Source organism: Megasphaera sp. UBA4233 (assembly GCF_002395615.1).
Classification (GTDB): domain Bacteria; phylum Bacillota; class Negativicutes; order Veillonellales; family Megasphaeraceae; genus Megasphaera; species Megasphaera hexanoica.
In genome coordinates this window covers 22,581-39,505 of sequence record NZ_DGXL01000010.1, presented here as the reverse complement: position 1 = coordinate 39,505, position 16,925 = coordinate 22,581, and the positions used below count along the sequence as shown (strand labels likewise).

At 48.1% G+C, this 16,925-nt stretch carries 17 protein-coding genes; 3 read left to right on the top strand and 14 right to left on the bottom strand.

The window, feature by feature from the left end:
• Positions 1-5: 5 nt before the first annotated feature.
• Both B2U90_RS02245 and B2U90_RS02240 read right to left on the bottom strand, forming a co-directional pair.
• Entirely contained in the window at positions 6-506 is a 501-nt protein-coding gene (locus B2U90_RS02245) for a 3-isopropylmalate dehydratase (RefSeq protein WP_075581691.1), read from the bottom strand.
• A 13-nt stretch (positions 507-519) separates the two neighbouring features.
• Complete coding sequence (locus tag B2U90_RS02240) at positions 520-1,650, bottom strand: aconitase family protein (RefSeq protein ID WP_292017002.1); 1,131 nt, start codon at positions 1,648-1,650, stop codon at positions 520-522.
• A gap of 227 nt (positions 1,651-1,877) precedes the next feature.
• Between B2U90_RS02240 and B2U90_RS02235 the strand changes: the two genes are divergently transcribed.
• Positions 1,878-3,758: a PrpR N-terminal domain-containing protein gene (locus B2U90_RS02235; protein ID WP_075581693.1), complete on the top strand. Its 1,881-nt coding sequence runs from the start codon at positions 1,878-1,880 to the stop codon at positions 3,756-3,758.
• A 5-nt stretch (positions 3,759-3,763) separates the two neighbouring features.
• Here B2U90_RS02235 and B2U90_RS02230 read toward each other — a convergent pair whose 3' ends face one another.
• A complete protein-coding gene (locus tag B2U90_RS02230; RefSeq protein ID WP_113855128.1) occupies positions 3,764-4,366 on the bottom strand; it encodes a hypothetical protein in 603 nt (200 codons plus the stop codon).
• A gap of 201 nt (positions 4,367-4,567) precedes the next feature.
• Between B2U90_RS02230 and B2U90_RS02225 the strand changes: the two genes are divergently transcribed.
• The gene (locus B2U90_RS02225) at positions 4,568-5,131 is read left to right on the top strand and encodes a flavodoxin family protein (protein WP_292017001.1); all 564 of its coding nucleotides are present in this window, start codon (positions 4,568-4,570) and stop codon (positions 5,129-5,131) included.
• A gap of 167 nt (positions 5,132-5,298) precedes the next feature.
• Positions 5,299-6,402 carry a hypothetical protein gene (locus tag B2U90_RS02220; protein WP_292017000.1) on the top strand — a complete coding sequence of 368 codons (1,104 nt, stop codon included), beginning with the start codon at positions 5,299-5,301 and terminating at the stop codon, positions 6,400-6,402.
• 109 nt (positions 6,403-6,511) lie between these two features.
• Here the strand turns inward: B2U90_RS02220 and B2U90_RS02215 are convergent, their stop codons facing one another.
• The 11 genes from B2U90_RS02215 to B2U90_RS02165 form a co-directional block, all read right to left on the bottom strand.
• Positions 6,512-8,293: an adenine deaminase C-terminal domain-containing protein gene (locus B2U90_RS02215; protein WP_059076194.1), complete on the bottom strand. Its 1,782-nt coding sequence runs from the start codon at positions 8,291-8,293 to the stop codon at positions 6,512-6,514.
• Positions 8,294-8,304: 11 nt separating this feature from the next.
• Complete coding sequence (locus B2U90_RS02210) at positions 8,305-9,642, bottom strand: NCS2 family permease (RefSeq protein ID WP_170087357.1); 1,338 nt, start codon at positions 9,640-9,642, stop codon at positions 8,305-8,307.
• Between the two features lie 58 nt (positions 9,643-9,700).
• Complete coding sequence (add, locus tag B2U90_RS02205) at positions 9,701-10,717, bottom strand: adenosine deaminase (protein ID WP_059076196.1); 1,017 nt, start codon at positions 10,715-10,717, stop codon at positions 9,701-9,703.
• A 272-nt stretch (positions 10,718-10,989) separates the two neighbouring features.
• A complete protein-coding gene (locus tag B2U90_RS02200) occupies positions 10,990-12,153 on the bottom strand; it encodes a GNAT family N-acetyltransferase (RefSeq protein WP_292016999.1) in 1,164 nt (387 codons plus the stop codon).
• A 57-nt stretch (positions 12,154-12,210) separates the two neighbouring features.
• Positions 12,211-13,074 carry a DUF2156 domain-containing protein gene (locus B2U90_RS02195; protein ID WP_292017007.1) on the bottom strand — a complete coding sequence of 288 codons (864 nt, stop codon included), beginning with the start codon at positions 13,072-13,074 and terminating at the stop codon, positions 12,211-12,213.
• 91 nt (positions 13,075-13,165) lie between these two features.
• Positions 13,166-13,795, bottom strand: coding sequence for a DNA-3-methyladenine glycosylase (locus B2U90_RS02190; RefSeq protein ID WP_292016998.1), 630 nt, complete (start codon positions 13,793-13,795; stop codon positions 13,166-13,168).
• Positions 13,796-14,572: an IclR family transcriptional regulator gene (locus B2U90_RS02185; RefSeq protein WP_083237081.1), complete on the bottom strand. Its 777-nt coding sequence runs from the start codon at positions 14,570-14,572 to the stop codon at positions 13,796-13,798.
• A gap of 19 nt (positions 14,573-14,591) precedes the next feature.
• Complete coding sequence (locus B2U90_RS02180; protein ID WP_292016997.1) at positions 14,592-15,731, bottom strand: efflux RND transporter periplasmic adaptor subunit; 1,140 nt, start codon at positions 15,729-15,731, stop codon at positions 14,592-14,594.
• A 19-nt stretch (positions 15,732-15,750) separates the two neighbouring features.
• A complete protein-coding gene (locus B2U90_RS02175; RefSeq protein ID WP_059076199.1) occupies positions 15,751-15,996 on the bottom strand; it encodes a pro-sigmaK processing inhibitor BofA family protein in 246 nt (81 codons plus the stop codon).
• Positions 15,997-16,003: 7 nt separating this feature from the next.
• Positions 16,004-16,594 carry a recombination mediator RecR gene (gene recR / locus B2U90_RS02170; RefSeq protein ID WP_059076200.1) on the bottom strand — a complete coding sequence of 197 codons (591 nt, stop codon included), beginning with the start codon at positions 16,592-16,594 and terminating at the stop codon, positions 16,004-16,006.
• On the bottom strand, positions 16,594-16,914 hold the full coding sequence (locus B2U90_RS02165; protein WP_059076201.1) for a YbaB/EbfC family nucleoid-associated protein: 321 nt from the start codon (positions 16,912-16,914) through the stop codon (positions 16,594-16,596). Before B2U90_RS02165 ends, recR begins: the two co-directional genes overlap by 1 nt.
• Between the last annotated feature and the right edge of the window lie 11 nt (positions 16,915-16,925).

The window sequence follows — 16,925 nt, the reverse complement described above, 5'->3', positions numbered from 1 at the left end:
CTTTCTTACCCCTTTATGATTCCATTGCGTTTCTGCATACTTTTGACAAGGCCGCCGTCTTCAATAATCTGAAAAATATTATCCGGTATGTGGGGAATATCATATTTCTTCCCATGACAAGACACGTACCGGTTTATTTCTACGGTTACGACATCACCCTCAACGACATGATCTGCCAATTCATTGCATTCAATCAATAAGAGTCCGTTATTAATAGCATTACGGAAAAATATCCGGGCAAACGATTTTGCAATAATACAGCGGATTTTCAATGCACTCAACGCTTCCGGAGCCTGTTCCCTGGAAGATCCACAGCCGAAATTATGTCCTGCCACGATAATATCTCCTGGTCTTATCGCAGCTGCCAGTTCCGGCCGCAGTGGTTCAAAGGCGTGTTTTTTGACTTCGTCCATCGTATCCAGTGTCAGCCACTGGGTCGGCATGATGATATCCGTATCAATATCATCTCCTAACTTCCATATTCGTCCTTCAAAACGCATTTCCATATGCAAACACCTCCTATTCCTGCAGAATGCCACTCAGGGCGCACCTGGCTGCCACCTGCGGTGACGTCAGATAGACCTTTGCCGATACATCCCCGGAGCAGCCGGGATAGTGATAGGATCCCGTAGAAACCAGGGTCTCACCCGCGTCAAGTATTCCCTGCGCCCGGCCCCAGCAGACACTGCACCCCTGATTCATGACGATGGCACCGGAATCCAGGAAAATATCAATCAGACCCTCCTGCAAAGCCTGCAGGTACACAGTACTCGTTGCAGGCGCGACAATCAGGCGCAGACGATAAGCAATCCGTTTCCCCTGGAGAACAGAGGCAGCAGCTCGTAAATCGGATAATTTACCGCCACGACAGCCGCCAATAAATACCTCTTGCACAGGAACAGGTACCTGTTCCTGCAGGGGGACGATATGAGTCTGATTTCCCGGTTGAACGGCAAGAGGGCATACATCCGATACATCGAACGTCATAGAAGGAGCTTGTTCTGTATCCATGATTATGGCACTGATTCCCCCGGCCTGCTGCAGAAGATGGCAGAAATCATAACACTGATCTTGTGAAAAAACCGCCATATCCTTCTTTGCAAAAAGGAATAGATCTCCTGTCCTGCCACTCTGTTTCAACATTTTCAGCAATGCCAGTGCCGCATCCTGTGCAGATACAGTTTCAGCCATGCTGCCTCGTATGGCAATACGCTGTATAGGTGGACAGGTAAGCTGTAAGGGCCCACCCGATACGACAGAAGGCAATACTTCTTCCGAAACAGTAATTCCCAGGGCCCCTGCCGATCCCAGGCCGGCCATATGACTCCCAGTACCAGCAACAATCTGTCCTTCTTGTACATATTTTTCTATTAAACGAATATACCCGATGCCCTGGCACGATTCTATAGCCAACCCTTTTTCTACAGCCCAGCGAATCAGCCGGCGCTGTCTGGCACCTATATCGATGGAGCTATTAGGCGTATCATGGTCAATACAAACAATGATTTTCTCACTCTGAATCGTCGGTTCTGACAGAATGGCATCTATCGTTTTGTCACTCAGTGCGTCTGTCACCATGATGTAATCGGGCCAGATAGAACAAACAGACCGGGTATTCTGTAAAAGCTGTCGTATCTGCATTTTATCCATAGGTTCCATTCATCCTTTCTGATATCGTATTTCTTTTAGTTCTTTGATTGTACATGGTTTTATCTTATCTGCCAATTTATGAGTAAACAAAGGTAATCTATTGTTATTTGTTTCAAAAAATGCTATATTTTACCTAAATTGAAACATATATATATTTTTCTATTATTTTTTCTCCCATAATTTTCATATAGTGCGGTTTTACAGGACTATTTTGAAAGGAGACTTACATGTCATTTTCAGCTGATACCCGTTCCTTTCGTATCTGTGTACTGGCCTACAGCCGTATTCTTCACATAGTCCATGATGTCATTCGCCAGTTACCTGACACAGGAGTCGAATATATCGTCATTGAAGCCGGCCTGGCCGATCAGGATGCCTGCGTCACCAGAGCAATCCGTCAGGGATGTGAAATATTTGTAGCTGGTCCCGCCGGAGCAACACTATTTGCCAACCACTACAGTTACCCCGTCATTCCCTTTCAGGTTCAGGATATAGATTATCTCCGGGCCATCCGCACAGCGCTGGATCAGGGATACCAGCACATTGGCATCATGCGTTACCGTCACGCAGCCCCTCTGCATCTGGATGTATTTCAGCAATTGATGAAGATCCGTCTTACAGAACTCGTTTACGATGCGATTCCACAGATTTATTCCATCGCCAGAAAAACGCAATGCGATATACTGATTGGTCCGGCAGCTGCTCAGGACGCAGCCGATGCAGCCGGCAAAGCATCACTCCTCGTCTATGCAGGAAGAGAAGCCATCCGCGATGCCTGTCTGGCTGCTGGTGAACAGATAAAAAGAATCTATGCAGCACGGCGCCATCGTGTCATTACTGAATCGTTACTGGGAACAACCCAGCTTGGTATCGTCATTATTAATACAGAACAGGTCATCGAATTTTTTAATCGTACCATGCAGAATTATACAGGACTGACATTGCATCAGGTCAGTGGCCGGACATTGACAGAGATATTTCCCAACCTGCCTTTGGATACATTTCTGAAAAGCGGACTCAGCCAGAAAGATAGTTACCACGTAATCAATGGTACCATGATGCGCTGTGTCTTCAGCCGCATCACAATTGGTTTTCACGCTGGTGGCGTTCTACTCACGTTTCATCCCACCCCGCACAACACAAAAAAAGACCGGAAGCAACAGCGGTATACTATTGCCCCGGTTTATAAACTGGAAAAAATCACCGCGTATTCACCTGTCATGAGTCATCTTGTACAGCTTTGCCGTCATATTTCTCCCATCGAATACGCCACCACTCTTATCGGTCCTGCCGGCTGTGGTGGTGAAGAGCTGGCTCATTGCCTGCACAATGCATCCCGCCGTTCGGGCAATCCCTGTATGACACTGGATTGTTCTTCTACAACAGACGAACAGGCCGTTTCCACCCTTTACGGACGTACACAGAACGGATACACACGCAGCGGTCTCTTTTTTCATGCCGCCGGTGGCAGTATCATTATCATTCATCCCGGTCTGGCCGGTCCGCGACTCCTGGCTATCCTGCAGGAAGTTCTGACAAAACAGCAATACATCTCCCCGGAAAACGGAGAACCCGTAGTGCTGGATATTTTATTTTATACAGTAGCCACCGATCAGGAATACCGGCAGCTGCCTATAGGGCTGCGCCGGCTTCTGTCTATTCATTGTCTGACATTGCCGCCACTCCGGGACCGGCCGGAAGATATCTGTGAGCTCTTTGTGAACTACGTCCATCAACAGCTGCCGCAAAAACGGCATACCCATCTCAGTGAACATATGACACAACTGCTTACCACATACAGCTGGCCCGGCAATATCATTGAACTGCGCAGCGTCAGTATCCGCTATGCCCTGCAGCTAAAAACAGCAGCCAGTCCAACCCTGCGTTACCGCTATCAGCTTCTGATGGAAGCCATCGGTGAAAACAATGTAAAAGAAGATCTATATCTCCAATATCCGGCACTGATGGAAACACCTGTCACCGATTTGAAAAACTTCCGTGCCGGTATTCAAAAGCTCCATTCCCTGTTCGGCTGTACGTATAAAGAAATCGCTGAAAAACTGAATATGAGCCGTACGACATTATGGCGCTTGCTCCATAGTACCTGAATTCTTCAGCGGAGCAGGGCGTATAAAACAAGGAGAACAAAGATAATGACTACCGGCTGCAGTCCTATAATAGCGATGACGACAGCCAGACACAGGAGAACGAGCAGGACGCCAATCACTTTGGAGATCCATGGCATCGGGGTCTCCTGTGCTGATGTTGGATCCATCGCCGATGGTTCCTCTGTAGGAGCATCCTCTGTATCTTCTGTCACAACTGTATCTGTCTGTTGCATAGTTTGCCCCGTTTTCCGGTCCTGTCTTCGTTTCTGCACAGTTTCCAGAGCTGCCAGATCATTATTACGGCCCGCTTCAAACCCTTTTTCAAACCCCCGGTCATGGCCGTAATCATAGCCTTTATCAAAACCTATGTCAAAGCCCCTGTCATATCCTGTATCAAAGTCATCGGTCCCTTCATCGGATTCAGGTAGTACCTGATGGGTGAGCGTATCGATTTGTCTCCCGCATCCTGGACAGATAACATCCCGGCTTTCATATTCACTGCCACAAAACGGGCATTTCCGCGGCACAGGCCAACCGCATTCAGGACACGTATCCTCTTCATCACTGACATAGAAAAAACCGCATCCGGGACATTCCCGATAGGCCATGACACTCACCTTCTTTGTTTGATACATACGATTATAATAGTACTAGCTTTTATTTTTAGTATATACTTTTTCGCAGTAAAAAACATCTCTATTTCCATATAATTCCATTTAATCTTTCTCGTTTGACTATTTGCCTTTTGCGTGATATAGTAGATATGTAAAATTGATAAAAATTTGCAATGACATACAGGAGGGATTTTTATGAAAGTTATTTTACTCAATGGCAGCCGCCGCGAAAAAGGCTGCACCTATACGGCCCTTTCCGTCGTCGCTGATACGCTGAAAGAAAACGGAATTGATGCAGAAATCATCCATGCTATTCCGGATACGGCTACAGTCAATGCCGTTGCTGAAAAAATGAAGACCGCCGATGGTCTCGTCATCGGTTCTCCCGTATACTGGGCTTCCCCGTCAGGAGAAATCGTTTCCTTTATGGATCAGCTCGCCGGAAAAGCCGGTGCGGCCCTCGTACACAAAGTTGGGGCAACCGTTGCATCTGCCCGTCGTGCCGGAACGACTGCTACTCTCGATGTCCTCAATAAATACCTGGCCTATCATCAGATGGTAAGCGTCGCTTCCAACTACTGGCCCATGGTACATGGCAATACGCCTGATGAAGTCCGTCAGGATGCCGAAGGTCTTCAAATCATGCGCGTCCTAGGCCGCAACATGGCGTGGATACTGAAGTGCATTGAAGCCGGTAAAAAGGCCGGTATCTCCGCACCGGAAACGGAAGCCAAAGTCATGACCAATTTCATCCGCTGAAGTATCCTGACAAAATCGTAAAAAGCCTGAACATAGCGTTTTTTCCTGCCTTGCAGGCTTATGTTCCATTCCTATCCTAAAAGAGACTGTATCCAGTCTCTTTTTTCTTGCTTTTTTCTATAACCTCACGTAATATAGGAATGATTATAGTATAAACGGGGGATAATATGAATAAGCAAACTATGACGCGCTCCGAATGGGTCTCATCCCAACTTCTGACATGGCACAATGCGATCAGTGCCATCGCTATTTTTTCCATTATCATGTATATTTTTATCAAAGGCCATCATCCCATGGTCATTATTGGCTTTTTTTGCGCCTTTTTCATTCTGACGGCATGGCGCATGCTGCTGACTATGGTTGTCGTATCGGTCATTGCCTCCGGTATTTGTCTGGCCTTTCCTTTTCTGGCACCGGTCGCCTTTATTATCATGGTCGTTTTATTTCTGGCCCGTATCGGCTTTATCCTCAAAAACTGGCGGGCCGTCATTGCCGGAATGTTCGTCTGCGGTCTGGCTTTGACACTGTATTTTAAAATACAATGGATCTATACAGGATACCATTACATCTTTAGTGGACTGCGCCAGATTGTGCTTCTCCTGCCTCAATCACTACTCCATCTGATAAACAGGCCTGCTTTCTTTTTTACCTGTCTGGCTTTTACAACATTGGCTATAGTCATTGCCTTTATTTTCCAGATGCTGCTGTACTGGTTGTACCGTAATGGCTATACCGCTTCCGGAGCCCTTAGCATCATGGGAAGCATCCCCCTTGTCATCATCGCCCTGATTCTCCCCTTCTTAAAAGCAGCTGCCGTAGACGGGGCCATAGCTGACGGTATATCTGGCGACTTTACCCACGATGGGGCTTTTGCTCCCGACAGCGCCGTCAGTCATGACGGATTCATCAAAGCGCCATCGGGTTACCATCATGTCAATGGTTATACGCGTATCGCACCGGACGGCCACACGGAATACGTCCATGACTACATACGCTCCAATCCTGACGGAATCATCGAAAATAACCTGTCCTATCATGGTTCCCACCAGGCTCCCACAACTTCCGGATCACTGCCCGGCACGACGACACCTCATACCGGACAGGACGTACCGGCAACAGGAAGTGACACCTATGTCATGCTTGCCGGTTCTATACATGGTGCATTCCGGCCCGTATTTTCTGCCCGGCGTCATCTCATCCTGACCCTTATGGCCGTATATATAGGTGCCGGTATCCTGACCAGTACGGCCGTCTATTTCATATATCATTAACTCCATAATAGGTACTCGAACGGAAAAATTTAAGCAGGAATATAAGCTAAAAAGACTGTGCACGATGAAAACATCATGCACAGTCTTTTTAGCTATGTCCTTAAAAAAATCATCTATCCTTCAATTCCAGGATAGGATCAAAGTAAGATAGCTTTGTATAATCTACGTTGCCACCATCGGTAATTGCCAGGTCAGGAATCGCCGTGATGGGCAGGAAGGACAGATAAAAAATCGGATCCGGGAGACGGCTGCCAATCGCTTTGGCCGCTTCGTCGAGTTCATTTTCTTTTTGTGCCAATTCTTCCGGTGTCAGGTCTGATGCAATACCTGCAATGGGCAGCGGCAGGAACGAAACAATCTTTCCATCAATGACGACGACCTGTCCCCCGCCTTGTTCGATCAGTGTATTGGCAGCCAGTGCCATATCATCATAATTGGCACCAGCGACGACGAGGTTATTATCGTCAGGAGCCGCCGTCGTGGCAATAGCACCTTTCTTAAATGACCATCCGGAAATGAAACCCTTGGACATGTTACCATTTATGCCATAACGTTCAATGACCGATACGAGGGCCACGTCTTTTTCGGCACTGGGACGGACAATACCTCCGCGGACATCCAGTTCGACGTCACGGCGTCTGCGCATGAACGGCCCGATACTGTTTATCGTTTCTACGACAGCCTTTCCTTCATCCATATCTACATGATAGGCAAAATCATCTGCCGTCAGCGGTGCATGCTGTACGGTGTGCAACAGGGAATCATCCCGTCTGGGTACAGTATACTCGAATTTATTTTCTCCCTTTTCTGTCACCAGTATCCCCTTACTGATGACTGTCTGTACACGGAAAGTCCCCGGCTGATCAACGAGAAGGATATCCGCATCCTTGCCTGGTGCAATAGAACCGACACGGTCGTCGATTTCATAAGCTTCTGCCGCATTAATTGTCGCCATCTGGATGGCCGTCATCGGTTCGATTCCCGCGGCGATGGCCAGATGTACCATATGGTCGATATGACCTTCTTTGAGAATGCCCCGGGCGTTTACATCATCAGAGCAAAAGCTGGTATGACGGGCTATGCCCGGTGCGCCTTCGGTAATAGCGCGGACATTTTCTTTAAGGAATTTCGTGACTGCTGATTCCCGGATAATCGTGTGCATCCCTTTGCGGGCTTTTTCCAGGAATTCCTGGTGGTCATAACTTTCGTGATCGACACGGACACCACTCATGAGATATTCGTTGAGAGCCTTGCCCTTAGCCAGGGGACTGCAGCCAAAAATAGGCCGATGATATTTTCTGGCCAGGACGAGTGCTTCCATCGTATCCGGATCCTTAGTCTGGACAGCTTCACGTACCAGTTCCCATATACCATAACAGCGAGGATCCTGATGATATTTTGCATGATCTTTAGCTGTCACATTATACGCAATGGTCGAAACGGGAATCGTATACGGTGTCTTATAAGGCAGTGCCCAGAATACTTTCATAGGAGATGCATCGACTTCCTTGAAAATGGCTTCCAGCCCATCGACGCCGATGACGGAAATATATTCATCGAGACCACTGACAATACTGGTCGTACCGTGGGGAACGACGGCCTGGGCAAAACGTGTCATGCTCATTTTGCTGCATTCTACATGGATATGGCAGTCAATAAGTCCCGGAGCCAGATAGGTTCCTGTCGCGTCTATTTTTTGCGTATGTTCATCGATATAGTCAGAAATATCACTTTCAACGGCGACGATTTTCCCTTTATAGACAGCCACGTCTGCCTTATAGTATTCACCCGTATTGACATTGATCAGCGTACCGCCGATAACAGCCATATCGGCTTTAATCCGGGCTGCACCAGCATCGATATAATCAGATAACAGTTCTTTCGTAAGCATGTATAATCTCCTTAAAATTTAAGAATAGTCAGCGTATACAACAGAATGAGGAAGAGAACAAACATGACCCAGATGAGTGGATTGAGTTCTCTGCGCCGTCCGGCAATAGTCATCAGGATTGGATAAAACAGGAACCCGAAGGCGATGCCATACGAAATATTAAATGTCAGTGGCATGCCGATGATGACCATGAAAGCCGGGAAGGCGATTTCAAACTGATTCCAGTGGATTTCCTTAAGAGACGATGTCATGAGAACGCCGACGATAATCAGGGCCGGAGCCGTAACCTGAGCCGTAACGACGGCCAGAAGAGGTGAAAAAATCATACTAAAGGCGAAGAGAATCGCTACGACAACGGCTGTCAGGCCTGTACGGGCACCGACAGCTATGCCGGCCGAAGATTCGACATAAGCTGCCGTAGGAGTCGTTCCCATAACAGCACCACCGAGCATGGACAGAGAATCTGCCATGAGAGCCCGGCCGATGCGGGGCATTTTGCCATTATGCATAATTCCGGCCTGTTGTGCCAGTCCGATGAGCGTGCCAGCCGTATCGAAAAAGGCCACCAGGAAAAAGATGATCACTACGGCCCACATCTGAGGATCTGTAAGAATAGACGCCATATTCGTCACGCCTACACCGAACGTCGGATCCAGACTCGGCGCCATGGAAATAATGCTTTCCGGAGGCGGTATTATCTGTGTCACCAGTCCCATGACAGCCGTCAGGACGATACCGTAAAAGATGGATCCAGGCACTTTCTTTGCCATGAGGATAGCCGTTACGAAAACACCAAAGATAGTAAGCCAGGTCGTCGGAACTTTAAACGACCCGATTGCTACCAGAGAAGAAGGATCGCCAATGACGATACCGCCTCCCTGCAATCCCACGAAGGAAATGAAAATGCCGATACCAGCAGCCATAGCATATTTCAAATCCTGAGGAATCGCATCGATGATGATTTCCCGGATCTTAAAAAAGGAAACGAGCGTAAACAAAATGGACGCGATGAAAACACCGCCCATGGCCTGTTGCCAGGGAATACCCATGGCAAGGACGACTGAATAAGTAAAGAAGGCGTTGTCACCCAGACCTGGGGCGATAGCAATCGGATAATTAGCCAAAAAACCCATGAGCAGGCAGCCCATGATAGCTGATAAGGCCGTAGCCGTAAAAACAGCACCGGCATCCATACCCGCATCTCCCAGGATAATCGGATTGACAAAGAGAATATACGCCATGGAGACAAATGTCGTCAGACCTGCCAGACATTCCCTCTTTACTGTTGTATTGTTTTCAGATAAATGAAAGACTTTATCCAAAATTCCCATAGATTGGTTGCTAGACATAAAAATAAGTACCCCTCATTATATAAATAAATAGACACGCTGTTGCACTGCGATTTTCTTAATGGGTTCTTGCATATTCTTCCAGTTCGGCGATATAAATAGCCTTTTGTTCTTTACTGATCCAGGATGTTTCAAAAGAATTCCGCGCCAGCATCACTACTTGTTCTTTCGTCAGGTTGAAAGCATCTGCCAGGGCATAGTAATTATCACTGATATATCCGCCGAAATACGCAGGATCATCGGAGTGTGCCGAGATCTTGACGCCCTTATCGAGCAATTCCAGTACTTCCGGTCCCTTCATTTCAGGCCGTACGAACGTATTGGACAGCGGGCATGTCGTAAAGCCGATATGATGATTGGCTGCGTAGGCAACCAAATCAGGATCTTCAACGATATTGGTGCCATGATCTATCCGTTCGACACCGATAACTTCCAGCAGTTCACGGATGTGTTCAATAGAATCTTTCTGGTCGATATCTGCATGTGCCGTAAGATGCAGGCCATACTGTTCAGCCTGGGTAAATTGATTGAAAAATTTCATGGGCGGATTATTGTGTTCGTCTGAATCGAGGCCGACACCAATGAACTTATCGCGGTACGGAAGGGATTCTTCCAGCGTTTTGCGGGCCGATTCACGGGACATATCCCGTAAGAAACACATAATCAGTCTGGCATCGATATTGAGTGCCCGGGCATCGACAGTAGCCCGGTATAAGCCGTTGATGAAGGTTTCAAAAGCGATACCACGGCTCGTGTGTGCCTGGGGATCAAAGAAAATTTCAGCATGACGGACATTATTTTCTGCGGCATGATGAATATATTCCATGGCCAAATCATAGAAATCATCTTCTGTCTGCAATACATTCATGGCAGGATAATATACAGCCAGGAATGAAGCCAGGTCGTCATACTGATATGATGCCCGTACTTCTTCGATCGTAGTCTGACCGATATCTACATGATTTTTCTGAGCCAGTTTTAATTTTAATTCTGGTTCCAGAGTACCTTCGATGTGCAAATGTAATTCTGCTTTCGGCATGCCTACGATAAATTCTTTCGTGACTTCTGTAGCCATAGATAGACCTCCTGTTATCATAAAAACAAAAAATGATACATCCATGCGTTTGTAATACACATAGACATATGATGAATAACCAACAAAAAAAATAGGCTGCCGCACGCTATCAGCGTACAACAGCCATTCCTTTTTCCCGGACTCCAGCGCCACTGGAGTCTTTATTATGTAATTCATCACGGATTTATTATACCCATCCGATTTATAAAAGTCAATTACTATTCCTGCATATCTGCTCATCACCACTGTCCTGCAGGAGAACAAGACTGTAATCAATACCATTCATTGATATAGCATTTTTCTTTTGGGAACAAGGCCTGCAATATTTCCAGTGCCCGATCTGTTCCCTGTATTTTTTCGTTGAAAACGAGATCATCGACGTCCATCGCCCCAAATACGAGGAGAGCCAGGGTGCCAATAGGCATGATAGCATCGGTCATTTCTCCATCAGGCCGTTTTTCTACGCTGGCTGTACCATCCTGCACAGTCAGACGCCATGTCCCTGTATTCCAATCGGCCAGAGGGTCATCTGTCCGGAATGTCAGACTTCCTTCCGCCCGGTATGGCAGTTCTTCCAGCGCTCCTTTGACATCGACAATACGGCCGGTCATGAAGGGCATCGTTTCATGGCCCTGTTTGCCATCGGGATAGAAGCGGTATGATTGGTCGTGAATTCCTTCATTCCACTGGAATGTATCGCCCTGTGAGCGGTGGTTATAGATATAATTCAGAAGTCCCTTCTTGCCCCTGGCTGTAGCATACACGAATTCCCCGCTTACGATAGTCGGTTCACCGAGCTGATAAAAGAGATATCCGACCGCCCGGTCACCATCGAGGCAGACGGCGATATTGCCTTCCGCCAGCTGGGCGCTGATATGGCTGCGCCAGCTCTGTTCATCCCGGACGGCATAACCGGAAAGATTGCGCGTATAGGCATCGTATACCGGCGCCAGATAAGTCCATTCATCCGGGCTGGTAATAAATCCATAGTGGAGCGTCCGGTCCGTAAGAGGGCGCAGAGCATCGAGAGGAAGCGTTTCTTTCCACTGATGACAGTATAATTCATAACCGTAGGGCTGATAGAAACCGGCCTTGCTGGGCATGAGGATATTGACATAATGACCGCGCCGTTTCATTTCTTCCAGGGCTGCCGTGAGCAGTTTGCCACCGACACCGCCGCGCCGGGCTGCCGGATGCGTTGCCAATCCGACAATATAGGATGTCTGCACTTGTCTGCCCCGGAGATTCAGTGTATAGGGATTGAGATGGGTCAGACAGGCCATCTGATCACCCTGAAACCCCATGAGAACCTGTTCCGGTTTATAGAAATTTTTAAAATACCACTGGAAAAACGGATCTTCCCGATGTTCAAAACAGTAATCCCATAGACTTTCCACCAGCCCTCTGTCCTGTTCGCCAGCTAAACGGAAATTCATAGAAACCTCCCCTTTCTCTATAAGAAAGAGGCTGTCATGCAGGGACAGCCTCCGTTTTTATTTTTTCAATGTCACATCAAATTTTTCTACATAATGGTGCGGGTTGTATGATTCCTTGGAATGACGCAGACCGGGTATACCCATATCTTCTTCCCGGTTGATATAAGTCGTGTGAGGCCAGGCATGAACGACAAATTCATGATTAATGACCTGATACAGGCCACGGATATTTGGATCGCTCTTTTCAAAATGGATGATTGCCGTATCATCATTGAGCATTTCACCAATGGAAAAAGCGACGATCTTATTATACATGCGGATGGCGCCGCCCGTCGGCTGAAGGATTTCCCAGTTATTGAATACTTCTTCGATGGCGTGGCGTTCACCCAGAAGTTCTTCATCGTCATCCTGTTCTTCATGCTGGTCATACCATGTCTTTTCCGCTTCCATACATTTATCAAAAATTTCTTCTGTAATAGGCACGTATTCCCAGTTTCCGATGTACTGATTGCGGAAATGATTGAGGTTATTCTTTTTCTGACGGAATTTCTTTCCTGATAAGTTGATGAGGTCCTGTGTGAGATACACGTATTCGTAGTTATCCCGGTCCGGCGTAAATTCATAACAGTCTTCACAGAGTGTCCGGATCCGTTCGGCAGCTGCCGGCGTTACCCCTTTCATGAGGAAAGGATAGCCATGTTCATCAAACCATTCGTGCATCCGTTGTACGCCCTTTAAAAAGCTGCCGTCTTTTTTGGCAAATGGCGGAATCCAGAACTGCTTTTTGCCACGGCCGGAACGGATATACATGACATCGTCTTCTTCAGCCCACTGGATTTCATAGGGCTTCTGCCAGGCAAACAGCGTCATGAATGTTGCATCAGCCTGTTCATACCGCTTCTGCTGAAAATAATCATCTATAATCGGTTTATCTTCCAGACGGATTTCTCTAAATTCAATAATAATAATCTCCCCCTAAGTATATGAACGCCGATCCTCAAGTACCATCGATTCATGGCCGGGATACGAATTTACTATTTTCAATATAATAACGCCAGGGAAAAGTCTTCCCTTTTTCGGCATAGTCTACATGAATGCGCGCAGAACATGCTATCTGCAGTGGTTGGCGCATAACCGGCTCAGCAATGTACAATTCATCGCCACAGAGATCCAGCTTGTTCTGTGATTTTGTGATTTCCATGGCCTGACAGAGTTTTCCCGGTCCGTTGGTCAGATGATACGGACTCCGGGTACGGTTATCCATGTTACGGTTGCGGAACATATCATCCAGACCGGAAAGAGGTTCTACAGCCCGGATGAGGACTGCTTCCCCACTGCCGGCACGACCGGTCACAACATTCATACAGTAATACATGCCATAAATCTGATAGACATAGCTGCAGCCTCCGGATTGGAACATCGGCTCTGTCCGGGCCGTCCTGCCGTGGTAACTGTGGGCCGCATCATCAGGCCAGCCATGATATGTTCCTCCATAAGCCTCGGTCTCGACGATACGGCCGGCATAGACTGTATTCTCTGTAACGTGTACCAGAACAGCCCCCAGAAGATGCCGGGCAACCTGACAGACATCTTCTTCATACCATTTTTCCGGCCACTTCGATCCTATCATTCCGCTATTCATTTATCTATCCTTATCTTTGTCTTTGCGATAACCCAGTGAATAGGATATTTCATAGGCATACTGGCTCATGGTAAAGAGCATCTTCTGCCGGATAGAATCATAAAACCGCATGCTCGGACCGGCTATGGTCAGTGAAGCAATGACTTGTTCCTCAAAATTGAAAATCGGAACGGAAAGAGCAAACAGACCGTGTTCGCTTTCATCCTGGGTAATGGCATAACCATTGTGCCGGATAGAGGCAAACTCACTTTCCGACAAATTGCCATACTGGACGATGACCCGGTTCCGTTCGGCCTTGCTAGCCCAGGCCAGAAGCACTTTGCCGGCAGCACCTTTATAGATAGGCAGCGATTCGCCCATGGGAATAACGCGGCGCAACGAATGGGTGCTTTCTACATGATCCAGGCAGATACGACTGTCTCCTTCGGCCACATAAATACTGGCCGTTTCATTGAAAATCTGCTGCAGCCGCCGCAGATACGGTTTAGCCAGGGTCACGACGTTTTCTGTCCAATGGGAGGAATATCCCAGAGCCAGTGCTTTCGGACCCAGCCGGTACTGTTTGGATGCTTCGTTGCGCGTCAGATACTGACGACGTTCCAGCGTATTGACGATGCGGAAAGCCGTCGAAGTATTGAGGTCAGTCCGGGCCGCTATTTCTTTCAAAGTCAGACCGGTATTGCATTCGACAAAAATATCGAGGACATCGAGACTTTTTTCCAATGATTTGAGCAGACTATTTTGCCGCCCTCTTTTACCTGTGTCTTCTATATTCATGGAATCGCCTGCTTTCTTCCTACGTATTGACTTTCATACCGATTTCCAGTGAATCGGGCGGATCAATGACTACCTTTTCTCCTTCACTAAGGCCGTTCAGGATGACTACCCGTCCGGCTTCTTCATCCCCCGTCAGGACAGACCTGGCATCGGCCAGCCCCTTGTCATTAACGATATAGACAAAATCTCCACTGTCTTTCGTCTTGACAGCTGTTTTGGGTACAGTAATCTGGGATACTTCCTGTGGTGTCGAAAGGCGGACATGATAAAATTCGCCGGGCACGAACAGATTCTTGTCGTTATTAAATGTAATCTTGGCCATATAGGAGCCCGTTGCCGGATCCTTCACTTCAGAAAGATAGGTCAGCTCACCTGTTTCCGACTCGCCAGACGGAGCAATGATAGATACCTTGATGGTGCCATTACTCTTGGCAGTCTGCAGTGCCTCTATATAATCTTCCGGTACGGCAAACGTCGCTACCAACGGCGTCATCTGCTGAATCGTGGCCAGGACATTGCCGGCAACGGCAACAGACGGATTATCGGCTACAGAGGTGACACGCCCGTCAATAGGCGAATAAATCGTAGCGTTACTCAGCATTTCCCTGGCCGATTGGACAGCCTGCTGCAGCTGGGCAATGCGCCCCGAATCGACAGCCGGCGCGGCTTCCTGAACAGGAGCAGACTGAACCGGAGGAGCCGTACGGGCCATCATCTGGTTGTATTCGACTTTGGAAATAGCTCCTTCATTATACCAGACATCGAGCTTTGCCCGCTGGCCACTGTCACCTCCACTGCTGGCAGCCGGAGCCTGATATACCGGAGTCGCTGCGGCAGCAGAAGACGCTGCTACCAGCTGTGCTTCGGCATCACTGACGCTCTGTTGGTATGGAGCCGAATCGACCTGTACGACTACTTCGCCAGCTTTGACCTCCTGTCCTACCGTAAGGGGCGTCGAGACGAGTTTGCCCGAAAGCTTAGGCACTACATTGGTCATGTGCAGGGCCGTAATATTTGCATCGAGTGTCAGGGCCACAGGATGTTCCGATTTCGTTACACTTTCCGTTTTCGTAGTCACGCTGTTGCCACAACCAGAAAGGATTGCGGCAGCGAAGACGGCAGCAAGGGCTGCTGCTGCCCATTTTTTGATTCGCACCATATTTCCTTCTTTCGGAATTTCAGAAAAACGTATAGAACAACGTAAGAACAGCTACGGCGGGCAGGCCGAAAATACCGACCAGAATTCCCGTTATGAGAGTAATAGGCACATGAGCCAGGCCCAGGAGATAGCCGAAATGGTTGACCCCATATAAGAGCAGCAATCCGATAACGACGTTTCCCAGAAGATGGCGAAGCGGTGCCAGAATCAGTTTATGCACCAGCACGAGAATGACGATACCGATGCCAATGCCGTAGAAATCCATAAAGTCCTCACATTTCCTGCCGATTAGCTACGGCACCGGCCAGAGTAGCCTCATCAGCATATTCAATATCTCCGCCCATGGGAAGGCCCCGGGCAATACGGGTAACCCGGATGCCTGCCGTCTTCAGCAGGCGTGCCAGATACAGGGCCGTCGCTTCCCCTTCTACGTCCGGATCCGTTGCCAGGATGACTTCCTTGACTTCTGTATCCTGCAGGCGCTGCAGGAGTTCTTTGATCCGCAAATCATCGACCCCCACCCCGTCGAGGGGCGACAGTGCACCGTGCAGGACGTGGTAAAGGCCGTGATAATCACCGCTGCGTTCGATAGCCAGCACATCCTGCGGCGTTTCGACGACGCAGATAATGGAGTGATCGCGCCGGGGATCACTGCAGATAGGGCAGGGATCGGTGCTCGATAAATTGAAGCAGACTGAACAAAAATGCATCTGCGATTTAGCATCACGGATAGCTCCGATAAAGGCATCCACGCTTTCTTCCGGCTGCTGTACCATATAATAAGCCAGCTTGCGCGCTGTCTTGATGCCGATACCGGGCAGACGGCGGAATTGTTCTGTCAGCCGGTCCAGAGGCGTATCCATCAGAACATGCCCGGCAGCTTCATGCCGCCCGTTATTTTGCTCATTTCCTGAGCCATGAGATCATCGACTTTTTTACTGGCTTCATTGACGCCGGCGACAATGAGATCTTCCAGCATTTCCGTGTCTTCCGGATCAATAACATTTTTATCATTGATTTTGACACTTTCCACATTCTTTTCCCCGTTCATGACAATGGTCAGGGCACCGCCGCCAACCGTCACTTCCACGGTACGTTGTTTCAGTTCTTCCTGCAGTTTTTTCATGTCTTTCTGCATCTTCTGTACTTTCTTCATCATGCCTTGCATATTTCCACCAAACATATTCATATCCT

Bases quoted from the DNA above. Each gene is read 5' to 3' on its own strand.
- B2U90_RS02245 (WP_075581691.1), bottom strand. From the start codon at position 506: ATGGAAATGCGTTTTGAAGGACGAATATGGAAGTTAGGAGATGATATT.
- B2U90_RS02240 (WP_292017002.1), bottom strand. From the start codon at position 1,650: ATGGATAAAATGCAGATACGACAGCTTTTACAGAATACCCGGTCTGTT.
- B2U90_RS02235 (WP_075581693.1), top strand. From the start codon at position 1,878: ATGTCATTTTCAGCTGATACCCGTTCCTTTCGTATCTGTGTACTGGCC.
- B2U90_RS02230 (WP_113855128.1), bottom strand. From the start codon at position 4,366: ATGGCCTATCGGGAATGTCCCGGATGCGGTTTTTTCTATGTCAGTGAT.
- B2U90_RS02225 (WP_292017001.1), top strand. From the start codon at position 4,568: ATGAAAGTTATTTTACTCAATGGCAGCCGCCGCGAAAAAGGCTGCACC.
- B2U90_RS02220 (WP_292017000.1), top strand. From the start codon at position 5,299: ATGAATAAGCAAACTATGACGCGCTCCGAATGGGTCTCATCCCAACTT.
- B2U90_RS02215 (WP_059076194.1), bottom strand. From the start codon at position 8,293: ATGCTTACGAAAGAACTGTTATCTGATTATATCGATGCTGGTGCAGCC.
- B2U90_RS02210 (WP_170087357.1), bottom strand. From the start codon at position 9,642: ATGTCTAGCAACCAATCTATGGGAATTTTGGATAAAGTCTTTCATTTA.
- add (WP_059076196.1), bottom strand. From the start codon at position 10,717: ATGGCTACAGAAGTCACGAAAGAATTTATCGTAGGCATGCCGAAAGCA.
- B2U90_RS02200 (WP_292016999.1), bottom strand. From the start codon at position 12,153: ATGAATTTCCGTTTAGCTGGCGAACAGGACAGAGGGCTGGTGGAAAGT.
- B2U90_RS02190 (WP_292016998.1), bottom strand. From the start codon at position 13,795: ATGAATAGCGGAATGATAGGATCGAAGTGGCCGGAAAAATGGTATGAA.
- B2U90_RS02185 (WP_083237081.1), bottom strand. From the start codon at position 14,572: ATGAATATAGAAGACACAGGTAAAAGAGGGCGGCAAAATAGTCTGCTC.
- B2U90_RS02180 (WP_292016997.1), bottom strand. From the start codon at position 15,731: ATGGTGCGAATCAAAAAATGGGCAGCAGCAGCCCTTGCTGCCGTCTTC.
- B2U90_RS02175 (WP_059076199.1), bottom strand. From the start codon at position 15,996: ATGGATTTCTACGGCATTGGCATCGGTATCGTCATTCTCGTGCTGGTG.
- recR (WP_059076200.1), bottom strand. From the start codon at position 16,594: ATGGATACGCCTCTGGACCGGCTGACAGAACAATTCCGCCGTCTGCCC.
- B2U90_RS02165 (WP_059076201.1), bottom strand. From the start codon at position 16,914: ATGTTTGGTGGAAATATGCAAGGCATGATGAAGAAAGTACAGAAGATG.